We start from the raw sequence: 21,262 nt of genomic DNA on the forward strand, positions 1-21,262 counted from the left end.
CCTTCTCTCACGATTGCCAATCTGGAGTTAATCATGCCATCGCTTACCGTGAAGACGATAGGCCAGGCCGAGGCCACACCGGCTCATCTGGCTCGTCCCTCCATCGCTGTCATCGCAATGCTGTTCTGCGGGTATCTCGCCGTCGGTCTGCCGCTTCCGGTCATTCCGCTCTTCGTCCATGACAAGCTGGGTTTTAGCAACCTCGTCGTCGGACTCGTGATCGGAATTCAGTTCCTCGCCACTGTACTGACCCGCGGCTACGCCGGTCACGTGACCGACCACCATGGCGGCAAACGCTCGGCGCTGCAGGGCGCTGCATTTTGCGCCCTTGGCGGCCTGCTGTATCTGGTCTCCGCGACCCAGGGTCTCTCGCCGGTGGTCAGTCTTGCCATCGTTATTGCAGGGCGTCTGGTGGCTGGTCTTGGAGAGAGTCAGTTCGTCACCGGCTGTGTGTCCTGGTCGATCGCCTCGGTGGGCCCGCAACGCGCCGGAATGTCGATGTCCTGGACTGGCATCGCGATGTTCGCTGCGCTGGCGATCGGTGCGCCCGTCGGCATGAGCCTCTATCAGCAATTGGGCCTCCAGGCCGCGATGACGGCCTGCATCGCCGCACCGCTGCTGGCTGCCTGTATCGCATTGGGTGCAACCTCGTACGTATCGCCGGCCGGCCAGCGACTGCCGTTCTATCGTGTGATCAGTCAGATCTGGCGAGAAGGCCTGGGCTTGATGTTGCAAGGCGTCGGGCTATCCGGGCTGACTGCATTTGCTTCGCTTTACTTCGCGATGCGTGGCTGGAGCGATGCCGGACTCGTCATGACTGCGTTCGGCGTCGGCTTTATCCTGATGCGGCTGGTGTTCGGCCATCTGCCGGATCGCATCGGCGGCTACCGTGTGGCTCTATGGTCGCTTGGCATCGAAGCTGTCGGCCAGGCGGTACTGTGGGCAGCGCCGTACGAGATCGTGGCACTCGCGGGTGCGTTTGTCACCGGTCTTGGCTGCGCGCTGGTGTTTCCGGCCCTTGGTGTCGAGGCGCTCAAACGCGTGCTGCCCGCGAATCGGGGCAGTGCGATGGGCGCTTTTGTTGCCTTCCTCGACATTGCCTATGGCATTGCCGGGCCCACGGCAGGGCTCGTTGCCGGCCATTTCGGCTACGCCTCGGTCTACCTGTTCGGTGCGGTAAGCGCGATTGTTGGAGCAGTTCTCGTCCTGATCAGCCGCCGCTCCGCATGTTGAGCATCCCATCCCTGCGTATTCCAGGCAAAACCTTCCCCGGAACCGGCAACAGCTATGTCGCCGGTTCGCCAATCAGTACAGGAGAATTCACATGGCACGCATATTCATTTCCGGTTCGTCCACAGGCCTCGGCTTCATGGCCGCGGAGCTGCTTGTGACACAAGGACACCAGGTTGTCCTGCATGCCAGGAACGCCGCCCGCGCGGAAGTTGCCCGGCGAGCGTTACCCAAGGCCGAGGCCGTAGTCGTGGGCGACCTTGAAACCATCGCCGGGGCCAAGGCGCTTGCTGCGTGCGTCAACGAACTCGGCCGCTTCGATGCGGTCATCCACAATGCCGCCGTCGGCTACCGCGAAGGCCAGCGCCTCACCACCGACGGTCTGCCGCACGTCTTCGCGACTAACACATTGTCCGCCTATATTCTGACCGCGCTGATCGAGAAGCCGGAGCGGCTCGTCTATCTGAGCTCGGGAATGCACCACCACGCCGACGCCAATCTCGACGACCTCCTCTGGCGCAAACGTCGCTGGAACGGATCCGCGGCCTATGCCGAGAGCAAACTGCATGATGCAATGTTGGCATTCGCGATCGCCCGTCGCTGGCCCGATGTTTTTTCTAATGCGCTTGAACCCGGCTGGGTACCTACCCGGATGGGCGGTCCCGGTGCGCCCGACGACATGGATCAGGCACATCGCACCCAAGCCTGGCTCGCGACCAGTGACGATCCGGAAGCTCAGGTGACCGGCGAGTACTTTTATCACCTGCGGCCGCTCGCTCCAAACCCGCAGGCGGAGGACGCTATCCTCCAGCACCGGCTCATCGCACTATGCGAGAAACTCTCCAATGTCCATTTGCTGGCGTAAGCGTCAGTGGCCGGTCGTGGACGACAACTTCGACCGATAGAGCAACGTTTCCTCTTGCAAATTGAACGGCCGCTTGCCGACGCGGAGTCGACCTCCAAACGTCCGGTCGATGGCTCTGGCGAATGACGCTCTATGGCCGAGCCCGGGCCGACGGCGAGCGCACCAAATCGACCCAGAACGGCCATCCGACCCGGCGCGCGTCCAATGGCCGGTTCCAGATCTGATGAGTCGGTGGATACGGCGGCTTAAAAAAGGAGATCGGCCAGCAAGATCGTTCGCGGCGTCTGGCACCGGGAGCGCCCCAAGAGTATCGACGAGCGCTCCCGTGTCGACATTGAGTTCTGCGCATGGGGCGGCTCGACGGCTTCGGCTCGCCGTAAGCTGCATATGCCAGGTACATCGCCAGATGTGCAACGATCATGGCACCTGCGTCACCACGCGCGGTGCAAATGCAAGTAGCATCGCATTGCACGCCTCGCGTGGCAGTTCCGATCAGGTATCGTGCGTAAGGTTGCCTTGAGTCTCGGGTATAACGAACGCACCGATCAGGTAAAGTACACTCACGGCAGCCAGACACACGGCCAGCACGATCGGCAGATCAGCCGGTGTGCGAGCAAGAACAGAAACCAGCGTAGGCATCATGCCGCCAATCGCGAAGCCCATATTCCACGAAAGGCCGGTGCCCGATGCCCGGATTGCGGTCGGAAAACGTTCATTGAGGAAGATGAGGATCGGCGCGTAACTGGCGCTTCCCAACGCACTCAGCAGCACCGCGCAGGCGCCGATCATGACGACGTCGCCTGTCCGCGCCATCGCGATGAAGAGCAGCGGGAAGCAAACGAGCCGCGCCACGCCGAGCCAGATGAAACTACGCTTGCGCCCAATGAGCGTGCTCAGATGCCCTGCCGCCGTCGATGCGACGATCACGGCCACGCTCGATATCATGAGAATCAGACCCGCAACGCTGCTGGGCGTCTGATTCACGACCTTGAGGAAGGTGGGCAGGAACCCCGAGGTCAGATAGTAGCCGCTCCCGCCGCCGATCGTGAGCAGCAGGTTCACGAGCAGAATCGCGCGATACTGCTTCGAAAACAGCAGTCGAACGGGCGACGTGACCGGCTTTTGTTCATCGCGAGCCGCGACAGGCGCGGCCTTGCGCTTTCCAGCAGCAAGCACAGCCCACACGGGAGACTCCTCAAGGCTGTTGAACACGAATACGCCCAGAAACGAACTCACAATGCCGGCGAAGAACATGCATCGCCATCCCCATACTTCGAATTGCGAACCGGGAAACGCCGCCGACACCGCCAGATAGACCAGCGAAGCCAGCAGCGCGCCAAGTCCCGCGCCGCCTCCGCCGACGAATCCGGAGACGGCCCCTCGATACTTCGAGCTCACCGTCTCCGTACCGATGGTATGCGTCGATGCGACCACACCGCCGACAAACACGCCCTGAACCAGACGCAGCACCAGAAAAAGAACCGGCGCGACGACACCCGCCTGTTGAACGGTCGGCAGCAATCCGAATGCCGCAGTCGAGAGGCCCACGCCTACGACGGAAATGATCATCGATCGCTTGCGCCCATGCTGGTCGGCCAACGATCCGAAAATGGCGGAGCCGAGCGGCCGCATCAACAGGGTGACAGCAAAGGACGCATAAACCGCCGCGAGCGAGAGCATCGAGTTCGTCGATGGAAAGAAGAGCTTCCCGATCACGGGCGCGACAAACAGCACGACGAAAAGGTCGAACAGGTCCAGCGCCCAGCCAAGACATGAGGCGGTGACGGCTGCGAGAACCTGCCTGCTGCCCACACGGGTGACCATGCTGTCATTTCTCAACACTTCTTCCATGACGATCTCCATTCACTGTTCAATTTAATTAGGAATACGATATTTACAATCGTGACTTGTTTTTATTTTTTCGCGTGCGAATCAAATCGGCTTGTTGGCGTCCTCCGCGTTCGCCACGCCATTCTCGTGTACGTATTCGCCACTAGATAGCTTGCGCCTCAGGATCTTTCCCACCGGCGACTTTGGTATCGCATCCACGAAGATGTATTCGCGCGGCCGTTTGAAATTGACCAGATCCGATGTCCGGCAAAAGTCGTCGAGTGCCATCCCGTCGACCGCGCATGAGCGCTTGATGAAAGCCACCACTTTCTGGCCCCAACGCTCGTCCTTCAGGCCGACGACCGCTACCTCATCTACCGCAGGATGCAACGAGAGAATCGATTCGATGTCGACGGGAGAGATGTTCTCGCCACCGCTGATGATCATGTCGTCGACGCGGCCCGTCACATAGAGATCCCCCTCCGCGTCCAGATAGCCCGTGTCGCCCGTGAAGTACCAGCCATTCCTGATCGCTTTGGCATCTGCATCGGGACGCTTCCAGTAGCCTTCGAAGGCTTCGTCTCCTGCCAGTTCGGCGATGATCTGCCCTTCCTCATCCGTGCACGCCAATGCATCGGGACTCGATGCGTCGAGGTCGATCACTCGCAAGCGCGTGTTGAGGCCTGCGCGCCCAGCACTGCCCGGCTTTCGCGTCGCATCCTGATCGACACTGAAGGTATACACCTCGGACGAGCCATAGTGATTCACAAACAGGTCGGGCTTGAATGCGGCCGCGCAGCGCTTGAGCAAGCCATCGTTCATGGGCGCGCCGGCAAAGCCGAGCTTCGTGATCGAACCCGTGTCCGTTTGTGCAAATTCAGGCGCCGCGAGCAGATCGTGATACAGCGTCGGCACCAGATAGAGACAGGTGATTCCGTACTTCGCGATGGAATGCAGCGCAAAGGAAGCGTTCCAGCGGCGCACGCATACAAATGCACCGTCGACCATCGCCATCGCAATCAATGAGCGCACGCCCATCGTGTGATAGAGGGGCATCACGCCGAGTGTGTGTTCACCGCGCCGATACAGGTTCTGCGCGACATGCGCGAGGGCCGCCGCGCGCTCATGACGATGCCGGCGCGGAACGCCCTTGGCCAAACCTGTCGTGCCGGAGGTGTAGAGCATCACCGAGTAATCGTCGGCCGATGCGGCTGGCTGCAGCGCGAGTGCGGCAGCCTCCTGTTCGGGCTTCGCTACCAGCGCCTCGAAGCTGCAGGTCGCGCCGCCGGCCTGATCGAGACCGATGCGAATCGTCGTTTGGGCGGCTTCGCTTGTGATGACCGCATCGGCCGATGCGGGTTCGTAGATCACGACCCTGGCGCCTGCGTCGGCAATCGTGTGGTCGAGCTCTTCCGGTTTGGTGCGCCAGTTGACAGGCACGATCACGATGCCGGCGAACTGACAGGCCCAATGCAGCGTCGCCATTTCCCAGCGGTTCTGAAGCACGACAATCAACCTGTCGCCGCGTTCGAGCCCGGCGTTCCGCAGACCCGCAGCGACGCGGCCGATTTGCGCATACCACTGTGAATACGTCAGTTCCACATCGCCATCGACGATCGCGAGCGCATTCGGGCTACGCTCGACTGCCTGCAGAAATGTCCGACCCAAGTCAAGCATGGCTCACCTCCTTTGCGTTCTCGTTATCACGTCGCAAGGCGGCCACTTCCAGTACGGCCTTCACAATGGGGGTATAGCCAGTACATCGGCAGATGTGTCCCGACAACATTTCTCGCACCTGTTCCTCGCTCGGATTCGTTACGCGTTGCAGATAGTCGGCACACGACATCAGGATGCCCGCAGTGCAGAACCCGCACTGAAGCGCGTGGTGCCGCTGGAAGGCCGCTTGCAGATCACTGAGCGTACTGCCAGAGGACAGCCCCTCGACGGTATCGATACGCCGGCCGTCCGCCTGCACAGCGAGCATCAGGCAGGAACGCGATGCCACGCCGTCGACATGAACCGTACACGCGCCACATACGCCGTGCTCGCAGCCGACATGGGTTCCGGTCGCCCCGAGTTCGTGTCGGATGAAATCGGAAAGCAGCTCGCGCGGTTCGCATGCGCCGCTTCGCGACATCCCGTTCAGATTCACCGTCACGCTGTACAGCGCTTCTGCTTGATGCGCATCGTGCAGCGGATTACTGTCCTTTCCTTTTCTCACATTGCCTCCTGTATCACTTTCCATCCGAGATGCCGAACGAGATGCCTGCGATGACTCGCGCTCACATGCGCGTCGTCCTGCGCGCCCAGCTTCCACGCAAAGTCGTTGAGTGCCGCGCGCAGATCGTCGCCGGTCAGTCTGGGAAGTTGTTCGACGACGGGCCGGTCGGCCACACCGCCCACGCCAATGCGAATCGAGTCGTCGGTGACGACCGCCGCGCATGCCACCAGTGCAAAGTCTCCATGTCTCGCCGAGAACTCCGTGAACGCGAAGCGCTCGCCCGGTTTCCTGAGCGGGAAGCGCACCGCCTCGACGAGTTCGTCTGGCTCGCGGGCGGTCATCAGCATTCCTTGGAAGAACGCGTCGGCGGGCAGAAGCCGCTTCTTCTTTTTCGAGCGCAGCATCACGTCTCCGCCAAGCGTCGCGAGTACGAGCGGCAGTTCGGCGCTCGGATCGGCATGCGCGACCGACCCGCATACGGTGCCCCGGTTCCTGATCTGGAAGTGCGAGATGTAGGGAAAGGTGTGGCGCAGCAGCGGCACTTCCTGCTCGAGTGTTTTGCGCCACTCCACGCTGCCCTGTGTCGCGGCGGCCTTGACGACGAGGTAACCGCCCGCCGTATCGACTTCGACGACATTCAGATCATCCGTGCGTGATACGTCGACGATCCAGCGCGGCTGCGACAGCCGCATGTTGAGGACGGCCATCAACGATTGGCCGCCGGCCATGATGCGGGCATCCGCGCCGCCGTGATGCAGCGCCTCGAGCGCATGCTGCATGCTTTCTGCACGCAGATAACTGAATTGCGATGGCTTCATGCTTTCCTCGGGAACCGGGCCAGCAGCTTCCGCAACCAGGAGCCGCCACCACCGACGGGCTTGCCCGCGGCCTGCCTGCCGAGCGATTCGAAGAGCTGGGTCAGCACCACCTTGGCGGCGCCTTCCAGCATCCGGCTACCGACGGCCGCAACCTTGCCTGAGACCTGTGCTTCGTAGTCATACGTCAGCAACGTGCCTTTGGGCGTTGGCGTGAGTTCGACGAGTCCCTCGCCCTTCGCCGTACCGAGCGGCGAAATACCTGCGCCCGCGAGCCGAAGCCTGCGCGGTGCTTCGATATCGGAGAGCCCGATCCTCGCCTCGAACCGCGCCTTGATCATGCCGACGCCGACCGTGACATCCGCGCGATACTGATTCGCGCCTGTCGCTTCGAGCGCATTGCAGCCGGGCACCACCCTGGCGAGTGCAACCGGGTCCATGAGAACCGCGAATACCGCCTCAGGCGTTGCCGCCAGCTCGACCGTGCCTTGCGCCGTGAGCGCCTTTCCTCCGCCAGCCGTCTTTTTCTTTGGAGCCGCCTCGCGATACTCGGGCCGCGACGGCTCTGGATCGTCGATGCCGATGAACGCGAGCACCTTCGCGGGAGTGAGCGGTAGCCGCACATCCTCGACGCCCAACGCGTCGGCGACTGCATTGCCGATGCACGGCGGCGTGCTCATGTTGTTGCCCTCGCCGAGCCCCTTCGCCCCCAGTGGCGTAAATGGCGACGGCGTTTCGAGATGCACGATCAACGGATCCGGGACTTCGCAGGTCGTGGGCATCAGGTAATCCGCGAGCGTGCCCGACTGGAAGCTGCCGTCTGCGCCGTACCTGAATTCCTCCAGCAGCGCTGCGCCGAGTCCCTGTGCAAAGGCGCCGCGAATCTGCCCGTCCGCCAGCGCCGGGTTCAGCAATGTGCCGGCATCGTGCGCCGTCACATAGCGGTCGATCCGGACACGGCCAGTCAGGCGATCGATCTCCACGCCGCACATGTCGAATGCGAAGCCGTAGCATGCCGATGTATTGATCCGGTCCTGCTCGTCGGGCGGCTCCATGTTCGGAGGCGTCCAGAAAACCGTTTCGCGCAGGCCGGGTTCCTCACCTTCAGGCAGGAGCGCGGGCGCCCAGTGCGGTGCGTTGCTCGCGGCGCGATTGAAGGGCAACGCCCTCTTTTTGTCGCCCATGGGCACGATGCCGCCGCCTTCAAACGTGATCTGCTCCGGCGCGCAGCCGAACTGCTTCGCGACGATGCGCGCAAGCTTGTCTCTCACGCGCATGGCCGCCAGATGAACGGTTCCCGCCACGGCCCCGGCAAAGCGGCTTGAGTAGTTGCCCGACGCCACCGACCACGCATCCTTGTGCGTGTCGAATTCGACGTTGACGACGATGTCGCCCGGATCGAGCCCAAGCACGTCGGCCACGACCTGCGCGCACACGGTCATGTGCCCCTGTCCGGCGGGCGTCGACGCCACCGTGACGACCACGCCGCCCAACAGGTCGACGCTCACGGTCGCACTGGAGATCGCGCCGCTCTTCGGGCCGGCCTTGCGCCGTGCCTCCACGGGAAGCACGGTCGAGATATAGCCCATGTTCGAGACGGAAGGCTCGATGATCGCCGCGAAGCCGATGCCATAAAGCCGCCCCTCGCTGCGCGCGGCTTTGCGTCGTGCGACCAGCTCGTCATAGCCGCCGTCCGACAGCGCGCGTCTCAGCGCTTCCTGATAGTTGCCCGAATCGTAGAGCGCGCCCGATGGCGTGCGATACGGAAACGCATCGGCGGGGATGAAGTTGCGACGGTAGACATCCAGAATATCGAGCTTCAGTTCGATCGAAATGCGCTGCAGGAGCCGCTCTAGCGCAAAGTAGACCTGCGGGCCGCCGAAACCGCGCACGAGGCCGGTTGGCGTTCTGGTGGTCAGCGCCACGCGGTTGCGCACGAGCAGATTGGGAATCGCATACGCGCCCGTGAGGCACCCGTGCATCCGATAGAAGGTCGCCGGCTCCGGCGCACGCAGATAACCGCCGCAGTCCTCGATCTGATCGTAGGAAAGCGCCGTGATGAGGCCATCGCTCTCGACAGCGGCCTCGATCTTCGTCAGACGCGCCGTTGCCGATGTGGCGGCACTCAGATGCTCGAGCCGGTCCTCGACCCACTTGACCGGCGCACCCGCCTTGCGTGACGCGAGACACATCAGCACCACGTAGGGGAATACCGCCTGCTTGACGCCGAAGCTGCCTCCCGAGTCGCGCGGCGCCTTGTGCCGCAACCGGTTGGCGGGAATCTTGAGCGCCATGGACATGACAGCGTGCAACGAGAAAGGCCCCATGAAGTTCGATGTGACCTCATACCCTTCGTTGCCCGCCAGACACTCCGCGACCACCACCGCGCATTCGATCGGCGTGCAGGTGTTGCGCGGATAGTGCGCTTCGAGCGTCACCCGATGCGGTGCCTTCGCGAAGGCCGCTTCGGGGTCGCCGTAGCGGAAATGCCGGTCGCTTACCACGTTCGTTCCAACCTTCGTGTGAAGGATGGGCGCATCGTCGGCAATGGCTGCCTCGATTGAAGTGACGGGCGGCAACGGCGCGTATTCGACCTTGATATGCTCGAGCCCATCCTCGGCCAGTGCCCGCGATTCCGCGACGACCACTGCCACAGGTTCGCCGCTGTATCGCACGCGGTCGATCGCAAGTGCCCAATGCTCCATCGGTGACTTGACGCCGACGACGAACGGTTGAGACCACTCGCGCACATCATCGCCGGTCAGTACGGCGTGCACGCCTTTCTGCGCAAGCGCAGCCGTCACATCGATGCCTGTTATCTCCGCGTGTGGATGAGGAGACCTGAGAACGGCCGCATGCAGGGTGCCGGGCTTCACAGCGATATCGTCGCCGTAGCGACCACGTCCCGTCAGGATCGCTGCATCTTCGAGGCGCTCCATCGGCCGACCGACATGACGACGTGATCGCCGGTCGTCGCTCGATGCATCGACTGTGGATTCTGGACGAGCTTCCTGTTCGACCAGGAGCCCGGTTTCGGTTTCGCTCACGCGTGTCTCCTGCATGGATGAATAACGCTATGGACCGTTCGGTGCGACCCATGAAGTCAGAGGCGTACGACATCTGTCCGTACATCCGCGTAATGCCTTCTTGCCATCTGGTACGGGGCAAATCAGCATGCTTCGTTAACTACAATGTAATGCCGGTTATGCGGAATCGCTTTACCCGGTGATCGTGCGATTTACCCTGCAGTCTGATGCTTTTCGATGAGCCTCTTTCGATTCAAGCGGCAGCAGTCGCCATCAAATCGAGCTCGCGCGTTTCGCGCATCGAATGTCGCTGGAGGATGGGGACGTTGCGGCGAATGGCCGTCATTTCCGCAATGATGGACACTGCGATTTCCGGAGGAGTCAGAGCGCCGATATAGAGGCCAACGGGTGCATGAAGTCGCGCTATCTGCTGTTCGCTCAGGTCGAAGAGCCTGAGACGTGCCTTGCGTCGTTCGCTGTTTGCTCGCGAGCCAACGGCACCAACGTAGAAAGCATCGGAAGTCAGTGCCTCCAGCAGCGCCATATCGTCGAGCTTCGGATCGTGTGTCAGGGTGACAATCGCCGTATTGCAGTCGACGCCGATGCGCAGCAACAGATCGTCCGGCATTTCGCGGCTGAACTCGGTACGGGGCACATTCCAGACGGTCTGATACTCCTCTCGCGGATCGCACACAATGACCGCGTGTCCCAGCGGAACGGCTAGCCTGGCGACATACTCAGCGAGCTGACTGGCGCCGATCAACACGACGCGCAATTGCGGGCCGTGTATCGACTGTAGATAGCGGCCATCGAACGTGCTGGGGCACAATGCATCCAGCTGTTCCAGCGTTACTTTCCCGGTCAGCACGTCGAGTGTACGCATCACGGTCTTGCCGTTTAACGTACTGTCCAGCACGTCGAGCAACCTCGACTGCGGACAGACAGGCTCGACGACAAGTTCCAGCGTACCGCCGCAAGGGAGACCGAACCGATGTGCTTCGTCGGCGGTTACGCCATATCGGAGGACTTCGGGTCTGCGTTCCGAAAGCGAGCCTTTTCTCGCGCGCTCGGCGAGATCATCCTCGATGCAACCGCCGGAAACCGATCCCTTTATCGCGCCGTCCTCACGAACGGCCAGCATCGAACCGATGGGACGAGGCGCGGAACCCCACGTTCGCACGACCGTGACGAGAAAAACAACCGCGCCGCGATGTTGCCATTTTAGCGCCGTACTCAGCACTTCTACATCAACACTGTCCACTTTCGTCTCCGTTCGATGCGACAGGACACGCGCTCACTGCGCGGGACGAACTCGACCTGCGGCTTGAGCTGAAAAACAGGGATCAGGCACCAGGAATCAAAAACGGGCGCCTATATCTCCACCTCGCCGCGATCGTCGTAAAGTTCGACGACGCGGCGATATTCGCTCGGCGTGATGCCGAGATGCTGGCGGAAAAATCGGGTGAAATGCCCTGGGGCTGAGAAGCCGAGATCGTATGAGATATCCGTCAGCGAAGCTTTCCCTGACGCCAGATCCCTGATGGCACTCTCCATGCGCAACACATTGAGATATACATTCGGCGTGACGCCGGTGCAGCGATGGAATAAAGCGAAGAAATGTGCGCGTGACAAGCCACAGTGTTCCGCGAGCCGGTTCATATCCGGTTCACCGCCCGTGTTGTCGCGAAGCCAGGCGATCGCCTTGCGAATGCGCGGATCGCTTGGTCGGCGGCTGGCGAATTCCATTTGCCGTGACAGATCTCGCCAGCTTCGGTCCGGATCGATAACCGAAATCATGAGTTCGCACAGAAGCCCTTCGAGTCTCCCGGAGGCGATGCTGTCGGACCACCACATTTCCAGCGCCAGTTCCTCCGATAGTTTTCGCGCCTGCGCCGACATCGGCACACAGGGCCGCGGGAAGAACTGCGGGTGCCCGACGCCGCCCAACGGATGCTGGATCTGCGCGAGCCAGTCTGGTTCGATGTACATCGCCAGGATGACGGTATGCTGCTCCACGTTTCCGTTGTGCTTGTATGCGTGCGATTCCCACGGGTTGACGAGTACCGCTGTATCGGCGGATAGCGGCTGCATCTCGTCCTGCACCGCGAAGAATGTATCCGGGCCCGCCGCCTTGATCAGCAAATGACAGTGGTGATGTGCATGTTGAACGAGCGGCGCATCCATATCCAGCAATGCGACGCGCCCAAATCTGCCCTGATAGATTTTTATCGCGCTTGACACTTCCGCCTCTTACGAAACACGTCTCAACCGATGGGCGCCCTTGTGCTCCCGGTACTCACACTCGGCTTTTGCGCGGCTGGACCGCGGTTGTCAGTCGGGCAACGCAGACAAGCTTGCCATCTTCATCTTCCACCCGCACGCTCCAGATGTGCGTCTGCCGTCCGAGATGAATGGGACTGGACGTCGCCTCGACCATTCGCCCTTGTTTTACGGTGCGAACGTGATTCGCGTTGATCTCGAGACCCAGGCTGACGAACTCGGGAGCAACGCACATCTGACTGGAGAGGCTGCCGACCGTCTCGACAAGCGCCAGCGACGCTCCGCCATGCAGGAAACCCAGGCGTTGCGCCGTTTGCGTACGCACCGGCAAACGGGCACGAAGAAAATTCTCTCCGATCGAACAGAACTCGATGCCGAGATGTTCGACCAGCGTGCCGCGCGTAAGAGCGTGCAACTGCTCGAGGGTCCAGGAACCGTGCCATACCGGCCGCGAGGTGTCCGCATGTCCCATCGCCAGTCCTCAACGTCCCACGAAAGTGGGCTTGCGCTTTTCATGAAACGCCTCGACGCCCTCGCGGAAATCTTCCGAACTGCGAAGCCGGCTGTAGCTGTGTCCTTCCAGTTCGATCGCAATCGAAAGCGGAGCGTCCTCTGTGTCGTTCAGCAGCTTTTTCGCGGTGCGCTGAGCGAGCGGAGAGAACACGACCAGCTCGCGAACGAGCGCGTCAGTAGCCGTCTCCAGGTCGGTATCAGCGACACAGTCCGTCGCAATGCCCCAATCGTACGCCTGTTCGCCAGGGATGCGGCGCGACCGCATGACGATATCCTTGGTCCGGCCGATGCCAACCATCTTCTGCAGACGCGCCGACCCGCCCGAGCCGGGGATTTGTCCGAGCTTCTGTTCGGGTAGCGCGTAGAGCGTCGTTTGCGTTGCGATGCGGAAATCGCAGGCTAGCGACAACTCGAAGCCCACGCCGAAGCAGTAGCCGCGATTCGCGGCAATCACGGGCTTGCTGCAACGAGCCGGCGAGGCGATGTTCCAGGCGAGCTTCGACACATGCTCCGGCGATGACTCGATGAACCCTTTGATGTCGCCGCCGCTCGAAAAGTGCTCCCCTACCGCACGCACGACGATGACACGCACGCGGGGGTCGTCATCCAGCGCCTCGAACACCCTACTGAGTTGTTCGCGCTGCAGCATCGACACGATATTGAAAGGGGGGCGATCAAGAATAATGTCTGCGCGCGAATCTGCTTCGCGAATTTCGACCCGAAAGCCATTCAGTTCTGCAAGCAGCTTTTGCGCTTTGTGAACGAGCTGGTTCATGAATGTTCCTCTTTTCCGGCTAGATTTATCAGGGTTTCCATGGATCCGGCACCGATAGTTCAGACCATGGCATCAGTACAAACTGTCTTCGCTCAGACCTTCCGATCAGGTAAGACGATTTCGAAATGCGTCGCGACCGACTTATCGTTTGGCAAAGGCGAACCTCGGGGGGCGGCGTTGTAACGTTGATTCAAGTATCGAGTAATGGCTGCCCTCCCGCTTACCCGCGATTCCAGCCACTTACCCAGAAGTCTGATTTTCCGCATGGCACGGACGGGTCTCCATTCACACAGTTTGCCTCGCTGCAATGCCATTCGACTTCCATTCGCCGAGTGGTCGTGCATGGTCGACGCATGCCTAGTTGTATCCAAGAACTGCGACGTGCGCGACATCGGGACGCTCTTCGACGGTCGATGCCAGCTCTGCGATCGGGGAATACAGCACGTTGCGATACGGGTTGAAGAATTTCGAAGCTTCCTTTAGCTCCTGATTTCTTGAGCCCATCTTGCGATTCGTCATTTCACTTGTTTCGAGAAAATCAAACATGTTTTTCCTCATGTAGATAATGCCCTGCGAGCATCACGCCTGTTTCTGAATGACCCTGGCGTTGGTTGTAGTTGGCGCACCAACCCGAACGCTTATAAAACGTGATTGCTGAATTCCCACTTGATTGGCACACGACTTACGAGTCGATCAAGACGCTGTCCCCCCCCTCGAATACACTATTGCCAAGCCCAAGTATCGGACAATGCAGAACTGCAAGGCTTACCTATTATTCTTCTCAGTTACCGTGGAGTCTGAACTTCTCGACATGCAGGCATCCAGAATCGCGTTGGCCATTAGCGGGCCATCCACAAGAACGTGCTTACGCTGACCGAAATCAACCCGGTCGGTCTAGTCAGTCGCCGTGGACAAGCGGCTCCCTGCTTTCGATGTCTCGTCGAGTGAGTCCGTTCCTTTGCACAGCTGCCTGCCGCGACTTCTCGATGACCTCATGACCTCGAGCCCCCTCGAGCCTGTGCATTGAAGGCGTCAAATAACGTGAAGGGACAAACGTTCTCAGTTGTCGTTGAAGCCGAACCTATCGCTTCTGCTTCAGGCAACGTCAAACTGCGAGCGCCTGATGGCTTCTTCGCCGTCGTGCAAACCACAACTCACCAAGGCACGCCCATCACGCCGGTACGCCTTTCCGAATTCGGCAAGCGCCCATCGCTAGCGAGGCTGAAGCGCTTATAAGCGGCCATACGGCTGGTCAGCGATTGATTGAAGATTTGATGAAGGCGAGTGAAACCTTGCATCATGCTTGTAATGAGCTGGCTCCGACAATCTGGGTTTCGTCGGGGCCGGGTCGCTCCTCTTCTGAGCCGTCCGCCTAAAGAAAGTTGTTGTGATCTTCGTCGCCCCCTTACCTGCCGCCGGTACTCGCCCGTCCCAGCGTCTCAAACGGGAGTTGAACGGCCGCTCGAGTGACCGCGCGCCGACCACCGACACTTGCCCGTCGTCCAGCACGCGTGCCCTAAATGTGGAACGGCCCCGTCGAAACCCGGACACGAGGTAACGCTTAAATTTTAAGGTAGTCTTCCGTCTATGTTTAAGCCTAGCTCCAATGTAGAACCCATCGAGGTTCTGACCCAGCCGGAACAGCGCCGGCGACGCTCTGTCCAGGAGAAACTTGCGATAGTGCGCGAGACCTTCGAACCCGGAGCGACCGTTTCCGGGGTAGCCCGTCGCCATCAGGTGAATGCGAACCAGGTGTTTGCCTGGCGCAAGCTGTATCAGGATGGCAGCCAGTCAGCCGTGAGTGCTGGCGAACAGGTGGTGCCAGCGTCCGACCTGGTTGAAGCGATGAAACAGATTCGCGAACTCCAGCGGTTGCTGGGCACGAAGACGATGGAAGTGGAAATCCTCCGCGAAGCAGTGGAGTACGGCCGCGCAAAAAAATTGGTTGCGCTCACCATTGCTGCCGGGGGACGACCGATGAAGACGCTCTGTGAAGTCCTGGGTGTGTCGCGCTCAAATCTTGCGGTCAAATCGAAGCGCGCTGCTGAGTGGGTCGACCAGCGCAAGATGCCTGCCATGGACGACATGCCGCTGGTCACCGAGCTTCAAAGGCTGCTTGCCGACCTGCCCACCTACGGCTATCGGCGTGTGGGCGCTGTTGCGGCGAACCCGGGACGCGCAGGCCCAACCTCGCGTTAATGCAAAACGGGTTTATCGGGTCATGCGAACCCGCGGCCTGCTACTCGAACGCCGGCCTCGTCATGCCCAATCTACGCGCCGGCATGACGGCAAGGCCATCGGAAAATAGGAAAAGGTGGTTTGTCCGCGTATCAAGGAAGAGTTCGATGAAAGCTGCGAGCATCGATAGCCTGAGAAGGGTGAGCATCCTCAAACCTCAGATTTTGTTGGGCGTGGGACTTGTAGCCCCGATGGCCGGGGTCATGATTGTTGGCAATGTTGTCCCGGTTGTGGTCGCTATGGCATTGCTTGTCGGCGCCCCTCTCATTGCTGCGCTTGTGACTTTGTCGCGGCACAGGCGCGCCGACAGGGGACATAATAGGCAGCAGGCAATGGCTTTCGAATATCAGTTTCGACACTTGCGGAGGTGCGGGAACCCGCGCTCGCTGTTTTTTTGTCTGGTGCCCTGAAAGCCGTGCTTCGAAGCTCAGTGATTGAACGGCGCGGGTGGTTGCCGCACGATGATTTTTAGCGGACGTCCAGGCATTTTGGATTCCGCGATAACCGTGATCCGCAGGCGCTCGGACCAGGCACGTTCGGCGAGGGTCTTTATTTCGCTGCTGCGGCTGAAGTAGCGGTGCTCGCCTTCATCGGTTTCGAGAATGAAGCCCTCGAAGTCCCCGAAGTGGTCGAACATCAGCCCGCCAATCTTGCCGGTTCGGTCCTCGCATTGTTCGTGGTGGTGATGTTGCGGGCAGTGACTCTGACCTTGCATGCCAGGCTGGCTAGCGCCATGGTCGCCAATGCTTTCGGCGTTTAAAGTCGCGTCCTGGCTCACGAGGGTCCAGTCCGATGGTCGCAGCCGCATGGTCGCGCCTGCCGGGAGCGTCAGGTTGTGATTCGCGACGAGGGGCGTGTCACCTTTCGCGGCATAGACATCGACCAGGCAGGTGACAGTCGCGCCCGGGTTGTACAGCCACAATTCCCGTCCACTGTCGTTCAGGCCTGCGCTGAGCGCGTTGCCGGGCGCCAGCGAAAGTTTCTTGAGACCGAATGCTTTCTTCGCGCAGCGATCGTTGCCCGGCCATCCGGCGACGATGATTTCGAATTCGCGTGCCGCCGCCTTCGCATCCGCGGTTAAGGTAACCGTTTGCGATGCGCTGCCGGCCTCTGCGATGCGGATCTCGTCGAGTGCGTCGGTGGCTGTCGCGCAGACGACGTCGGTCGACATACGTGGAGCGCTCAGATTCCACCGATACGGCGACGAGCGTACACTGGCGATCCGCCAGGTCAACGCGTTCTGAGGTTGCACCGGAGCGAAGAGACGCGTTTGCGTTGCTTCCAAGACCAACTGCGATTTTGGAGCGACCTGGCGCGATCCGGGCTGCGGCCAGCGCATCGCAGGAGCGGGCCGGCGGATGCTGTAGATCTCGTACGGCGGCACTGCTTCTCCATGCTCAAGGGTCAGCGCGGCGCCGTGAGAGGTCGGCACGAATCCCATGTCGGGAATACGCGTGCGAGGGTTGCGGTTGATCTCGCGCTGCGGCGCAACGGCAGACAGGCCCGCGCGCATCGGCGCCAGGGTTTGCGTGAAGTAGGTGCGTCCTGCTTCATCGGTGATCTGCTGCGTCTCGCCGTCGCCGCTGAAGATGACGACCATGAGGCCCTGCAGCAGACCGAGGATGAAGTCACCGGCCATCGCCGGTTCATAGTTCAGCAGGCTATACGGTGCGCAGAAAATGCGGCCGTCCGAACCCTTCGACCCGCTCCAGTTACCACCTGCGCCCGTGAACGTCCACGTGTTGTCGAACGGCGCGATCCGTATCTCGCAGTCGGCATCGTTGTCGGCCGTGCTGTCGGGCGTCGCGTTCGGGTTCGCAATCCGTATGATCCACACCTGACTCGAGAGCGGCTGCGAGGCGATGGCCTCGTCTGTTGCCTCGATCGGCGGCGCGCCGTCGAAGCTCACGAGCCAATCGTACGGCACGACGGCGTGTCCATCCTGCGACAGGGCGCTCGGGGCAAGCATGACAATCGGCCAGTCGCCGCTAGCATAGGCGTCGCGGCTGGACTTGAAGGCGAGCACGGCATCTTGGATGTCGTTCGCGGCCTCCATGCCGATGAACCAGTTGATGAAGTCAGCGCCGACCTGATAGCCCATTTTGACATTCACGCGGTCGATGACAGCCGTGTCGTTCGCGTTCGCAGGGTCGGGGTCGACGCCCAGCTTATCGTGGCTGTACGTGTTGTCCGGGCTGTTGTAGATCGGCTCGACGAAGGGCGCGCGGAAATCGCGCGCATAGATCGATTCGACGCACATGCCGAAGCAGTTGCCGCCCGAGGCAATGCCGCGATACACGAGTTGAAAGAAAGCGCGCTCCCACAGATGCCAGTTCCAAGGCAGTACGTTGAAGCCCAGGTCGCCTTCGCCGACGTTCGTGAAGGTCTGGCTGAACTGCGTCCAGGTCAGCGCGTGGGTGCTCCAGTTATGGAATGGCCAGAACAGATTGGTGCGGTAGTGCGCGGGATCGCTCTCAAAGATCTGCGGCTGCGGCATCGGCTTCATGTCGACGTGAAAGGCGCCGTTGGCGTATTGCGGCGCGTCGGCCGTGCCCCACAGATTGTCAATGTCGAAGTGCGCGGTGACCGTGCCGTCTTCGTCGTCGGTGCCGATCGTCACCTCGTGAATGCACAGCATCCAGACGTCGATCGTGTAGTCGCCGGTGAGCCCGTTTGCAGCGAGCAGTGTGACGGGCGGATCGAATTGCACGTTGCCGTTGCCATACTCGTCGCCGGAAGGCATGCGGATGCGGACCTTCTGCCCGCGTGAATCGTCGACATGCACCTGCACATTGAAGTCGTCGTGGCTTGAATCCTGATAGCTGTAGAGTTGCAGTTGAAGGCTATTGCCGACCGTGAACGCGCCTTCGTAAGTGCCGCCGCCGTGCCACACGATGAACCCATTCTGGAACGCGTTGTAGCGTCCGCCCCCCGGCGTCCCCGTTTCGTTCGTCGTCGGAAAGCCAAGTGCGCCTGCGGGGCCACCGCTCGCGACGTATTTCTTGAGAATCTCGCCGTGACACTCGAATGCGTCCGTCGCGGCACTCCAAAACATCGTCGCGTTTTCAAAGGTGTTGCTGCGGCCGATTTCGACCGTTCCGGTCATTACGCCGGCTTCGTCACTTGTCGGATAGCCGGGAAAGCTGGTCGGGCCGCCCAGTGCTTCCCACGCATCGCGGATCTCGCCGTGCACTTCCCACGCCCCCGTCGCGCTTTTCCAGTAGATGTCGCCGTCGTCGAAGCGGGACCGGCGGCCGTCCGGCACGGCTTCTTCGTCCGAGACCGGCAATCCGACGACGGGCGTGCGCGACGCGCCCTCGATTAAATTGCCGAAGCTGGCATAGTGAGCGTAGATCGAACCGTAGACGACGAAGGCGGTGCCGCTGGCGCGCACGACGATGATGCCATGCGCGAAGATTGCCGCCTGACCGCCGGGCTCGAACGTCGGGAACGTGTCGCCCGTCGGATAGCCGAGATAGTCGCGGATGTTAGCACCGCTCGCATCTTGCCCTTGCGCGACCTCGGGCGCATTCAGCTTTGCGAAAACCGGTTGCGCGAGCCATGTTGCACCGAAATCGGGTGAATAGACGATAGCGCCATTCTCGAAGACCTGGAATGCGCCGAGCGTATCCGGCATCGTCTGTGCACTTGAGAGCACCGCGCCGGAAAAGGCGAGCGAGCCCAGTTCTAACCATTTCTCGCCGATCGGTGTGCTCTCATCGACCGTGAAAAGTGTGGAATGCAGTGCACCACTCAAAGATGCCGTCGCCATTGCTGCTCCCTGTTTTCAAGATTGGGGCAGTCTGTGCCCGCGTGGCCGTGTGCCTCGCGCGTGAACGCGTTATGCGAGACGAGCCTGTGTCGGCCGCTCGTCATCGGACCGGTTGGCCGCGATACAACTGCGCCGATAAAAGTGCGGTACAAGAAAGCCGATGCAAAACCCAATGGTGGCTGAGTTGATATTCATCTGGAGCCGATTCGGTTCTAGCCGCTGCTCATAGAACGTTCTCAAACTATCTTCGCTCGCGAAGAATCGCAGAACCATGAATTGCACGAGAACGAAGAACACTGCCAACGCGATGGCCTCAACGTAACGCAGCCATATGGGTGGATTCTCGACGCCATAATAGTTGTCCGCCGCCCATGCGATGCCGACGGTGGTGAAGAACGTGCCAACGTACCACGGCCATCGTTGTATCGATTCATGCAATGCATTCGAAAAGAGACCATGCTGGACTAGTAGATCCAATGGATTACCGGTATTGACCCAGATCATGCGCAATATCAGAGCGGCAGGGAACGACGCGATTACAGCGAACACGCCACAGATCGCATATGCAGCAATGGGACGGCGATCCGCGGCTCTCATCCGTGCATACGACCAGGTGGCCTTCGGATAGATTGCCGCAGCGATCGAGATCCCATAGATCAACGGCAGCAAAACGGCCAGCCGGAAATGTGCAGCGTCGGCTGCTCCGCCGATTGCACCCAATAGAACAATCACGATGACTACCGCGAAAAAAATCAATCCGATAACAAGGACGAAATCATCGACACGCAATGGGTTATTGGGTTTGCTGACGCCGCAGAAGCCGAGTCTGGTCAGTGTCGAGTAGCGGCTATTCGGTGCCCATTCAGATTCGAGTACACCTCCGCTGACGAAGTCGCACAGATCCTTGTAAACGGCATCGATCTCGCTGAGCAATTTTTGCCTCAACGGCATGGCCAGAGAGGCGTGCTCGCTCATATCGAGCATTGTCAGCGCATCGCCTGTCAGATTGGTGCTCAGCTTGCTAATCCGCTGATCGAAGTCGGCCAGTCTTGCACGCTGGCGATCCGCGAATCGTGCAAAACGCGATTCCGGCCATTGATGAACCGTTGCATAAAGGACGACGGTCCTCGCCCATTTTCCCTTCAACGTGTGTTTTGGCGATGTAAGCCAGTCCTTATCGACACCAAGACTATCAAGCGAATCTTGAATCCGTTCGATAGCCTCTTTCTGAGGCGCGAATTCCACGTTGGCGAGCTTGCCGCTCAGTTCACGCACTTCATAAGGAATATTGCCGATCCGTTCGAACCATTTCTTCACCACTTCATCCACTTTTTTCAGAACAGGAGAATGGGGAAGAATAGAAGTCAGGAACAACGTCGTTAAGAGCGGCTTCGGCAGGTCGTTCAAGGAAGAGGGCAAGTCGTCAATGCCTAGAAATGCCGTCAGTGATGATGTATCGGAACACGCCTGACTAAGCACGTAGTACAGAAAAAGCATTGATAAAACATAGCCACTTCTGGCAACCCAATACCGTTTAGGTTTGTTTGACGCCTGCCCTCGACCACGAACCCGTGAGCTAACGAGGTAGTCTCCCCGAGAATTAACGGGTGTTCAAGGTAGAATTTTCTAGCAGCAGGATCGACAGGGAATTTTGCATGAAGACGTCCAGATTCACGGAAAGCCAGATCATCGGGATT

The 21,262-nt window shown here is 60.3% G+C and carries 14 protein-coding genes and 1 pseudogene; 3 read left to right on the top strand and 12 right to left on the bottom strand.

What is annotated here, in order from left to right:
• Positions 1 to 33: 33 nt before the first annotated feature.
• Together P3T43_RS28755 and P3T43_RS28760 are read left to right on the top strand one after the other, a co-directional pair.
• Positions 34 to 1,233 (top strand): arabinose transporter, encoded by a 1,200-nt coding sequence (locus tag P3T43_RS28755; protein WP_429284379.1) that lies wholly within the window; start codon positions 34 to 36, stop codon positions 1,231 to 1,233.
• Positions 1,234 to 1,324: 91 nt separating this feature from the next.
• Positions 1,325 to 2,095 (top strand): SDR family NAD(P)-dependent oxidoreductase, encoded by a 771-nt coding sequence (locus P3T43_RS28760; protein WP_429284380.1) that lies wholly within the window; start codon positions 1,325 to 1,327, stop codon positions 2,093 to 2,095.
• Between the two features lie 492 nt (positions 2,096 to 2,587).
• Here P3T43_RS28760 and P3T43_RS28765 read toward each other — a convergent pair whose 3' ends face one another.
• The 10 genes from P3T43_RS28765 to P3T43_RS28810 form a co-directional block, all read right to left on the bottom strand.
• Positions 2,588 to 3,946, bottom strand: a complete 1,359-nt coding sequence (locus P3T43_RS28765; RefSeq protein ID WP_429284381.1) for an MFS transporter — start codon at positions 3,944 to 3,946, stop codon at positions 2,588 to 2,590.
• 81 nt (positions 3,947 to 4,027) lie between these two features.
• Positions 4,028 to 5,602 carry an AMP-binding protein gene (locus P3T43_RS28770; RefSeq protein ID WP_429284382.1) on the bottom strand — a complete coding sequence of 525 codons (1,575 nt, stop codon included), beginning with the start codon at positions 5,600 to 5,602 and terminating at the stop codon, positions 4,028 to 4,030.
• Positions 5,595 to 6,062, bottom strand: a complete 468-nt coding sequence (locus P3T43_RS28775; RefSeq protein ID WP_429284402.1) for a (2Fe-2S)-binding protein — start codon at positions 6,060 to 6,062, stop codon at positions 5,595 to 5,597. The genes P3T43_RS28770 and P3T43_RS28775 overlap by 8 nt, the downstream gene beginning before the upstream one ends.
• An 80-nt stretch (positions 6,063 to 6,142) precedes the next feature.
• Positions 6,143 to 6,964 (bottom strand): FAD binding domain-containing protein, encoded by an 822-nt coding sequence (locus tag P3T43_RS28780; protein WP_429284383.1) that lies wholly within the window; start codon positions 6,962 to 6,964, stop codon positions 6,143 to 6,145.
• A complete protein-coding gene (locus tag P3T43_RS28785; protein ID WP_429284403.1) occupies positions 6,961 to 9,984 on the bottom strand; it encodes a xanthine dehydrogenase family protein molybdopterin-binding subunit in 3,024 nt (1,007 codons plus the stop codon). The genes P3T43_RS28780 and P3T43_RS28785 overlap by 4 nt, the downstream gene beginning before the upstream one ends.
• A gap of 256 nt (positions 9,985 to 10,240) precedes the next feature.
• Positions 10,241 to 11,248: an XdhC family protein gene (locus tag P3T43_RS28790; protein WP_429284384.1), complete on the bottom strand. Its 1,008-nt coding sequence runs from the start codon at positions 11,246 to 11,248 to the stop codon at positions 10,241 to 10,243.
• A 110-nt stretch (positions 11,249 to 11,358) separates the two neighbouring features.
• Positions 11,359 to 12,171 carry an AraC family transcriptional regulator gene (locus P3T43_RS28795; RefSeq protein WP_429284385.1) on the bottom strand — a complete coding sequence of 271 codons (813 nt, stop codon included), beginning with the start codon at positions 12,169 to 12,171 and terminating at the stop codon, positions 11,359 to 11,361.
• Between the two features lie 112 nt (positions 12,172 to 12,283).
• A complete protein-coding gene (locus P3T43_RS28800) occupies positions 12,284 to 12,739 on the bottom strand; it encodes a PaaI family thioesterase (protein ID WP_429284386.1) in 456 nt (151 codons plus the stop codon).
• A gap of 9 nt (positions 12,740 to 12,748) precedes the next feature.
• Positions 12,749 to 13,555 carry an enoyl-CoA hydratase/isomerase family protein gene (locus P3T43_RS28805; protein WP_429284387.1) on the bottom strand — a complete coding sequence of 269 codons (807 nt, stop codon included), beginning with the start codon at positions 13,553 to 13,555 and terminating at the stop codon, positions 12,749 to 12,751.
• Positions 13,556 to 13,912: 357 nt separating this feature from the next.
• Positions 13,913 to 14,101 carry a hypothetical protein gene (locus P3T43_RS28810; RefSeq protein ID WP_429284388.1) on the bottom strand — a complete coding sequence of 63 codons (189 nt, stop codon included), beginning with the start codon at positions 14,099 to 14,101 and terminating at the stop codon, positions 13,913 to 13,915.
• Between the two features lie 1,071 nt (positions 14,102 to 15,172).
• Between P3T43_RS28810 and P3T43_RS28815 the strand changes: the two are divergent.
• Positions 15,173 to 15,848: pseudogene (locus P3T43_RS28815) on the top strand (transposase); the annotation flags it as partial.
• A gap of 372 nt (positions 15,849 to 16,220) precedes the next feature.
• Here P3T43_RS28815 and P3T43_RS28820 read toward each other — a convergent pair.
• Positions 16,221 to 19,565 (bottom strand): hypothetical protein, encoded by a 3,345-nt coding sequence (locus P3T43_RS28820; RefSeq protein ID WP_429284389.1) that lies wholly within the window; start codon positions 19,563 to 19,565, stop codon positions 16,221 to 16,223.
• Between the two features lie 69 nt (positions 19,566 to 19,634).
• Positions 19,635 to 21,062: a hypothetical protein gene (locus P3T43_RS28825; RefSeq protein WP_429284390.1), complete on the bottom strand. Its 1,428-nt coding sequence runs from the start codon at positions 21,060 to 21,062 to the stop codon at positions 19,635 to 19,637.
• Between the last annotated feature and the right edge of the window lie 200 nt (positions 21,063 to 21,262).

It is taken from the genome of Paraburkholderia sp. GAS41, from assembly GCF_050436545.1.
GTDB lineage: Bacteria > Pseudomonadota > Gammaproteobacteria > Burkholderiales > Burkholderiaceae > Paraburkholderia.

Coding starts and splice junctions, on each gene's coding strand:
- P3T43_RS28760 (WP_429284380.1), top strand. CDS start 1,325: ATGGCACGCATATTCATTTCCGGTTCGTCCACAGGCCTCGGCTTCATG.
- P3T43_RS28780 (WP_429284383.1), bottom strand. CDS start 6,964: ATGAAGCCATCGCAATTCAGTTATCTGCGTGCAGAAAGCATGCAGCAT.
- P3T43_RS28755 (WP_429284379.1), top strand. CDS start 34: ATGCCATCGCTTACCGTGAAGACGATAGGCCAGGCCGAGGCCACACCG.
- P3T43_RS28820 (WP_429284389.1), bottom strand. CDS start 19,565: ATGGCGACGGCATCTTTGAGTGGTGCACTGCATTCCACACTTTTCACG.
- P3T43_RS28825 (WP_429284390.1), bottom strand. CDS start 21,062: ATGCTTTTTCTGTACTACGTGCTTAGTCAGGCGTGTTCCGATACATCA.
- P3T43_RS28765 (WP_429284381.1), bottom strand. CDS start 3,946: ATGGAAGAAGTGTTGAGAAATGACAGCATGGTCACCCGTGTGGGCAGC.
- P3T43_RS28805 (WP_429284387.1), bottom strand. CDS start 13,555: ATGAACCAGCTCGTTCACAAAGCGCAAAAGCTGCTTGCAGAACTGAAT.
- P3T43_RS28795 (WP_429284385.1), bottom strand. CDS start 12,171: ATGGATGCGCCGCTCGTTCAACATGCACATCACCACTGTCATTTGCTG.
- P3T43_RS28775 (WP_429284402.1), bottom strand. CDS start 6,062: ATGTCGCGAAGCGGCGCATGCGAACCGCGCGAGCTGCTTTCCGATTTC.
- P3T43_RS28800 (WP_429284386.1), bottom strand. CDS start 12,739: ATGGGACATGCGGACACCTCGCGGCCGGTATGGCACGGTTCCTGGACC.
- P3T43_RS28770 (WP_429284382.1), bottom strand. CDS start 5,602: ATGCTTGACTTGGGTCGGACATTTCTGCAGGCAGTCGAGCGTAGCCCG.
- P3T43_RS28810 (WP_429284388.1), bottom strand. CDS start 14,101: ATGTTTGATTTTCTCGAAACAAGTGAAATGACGAATCGCAAGATGGGC.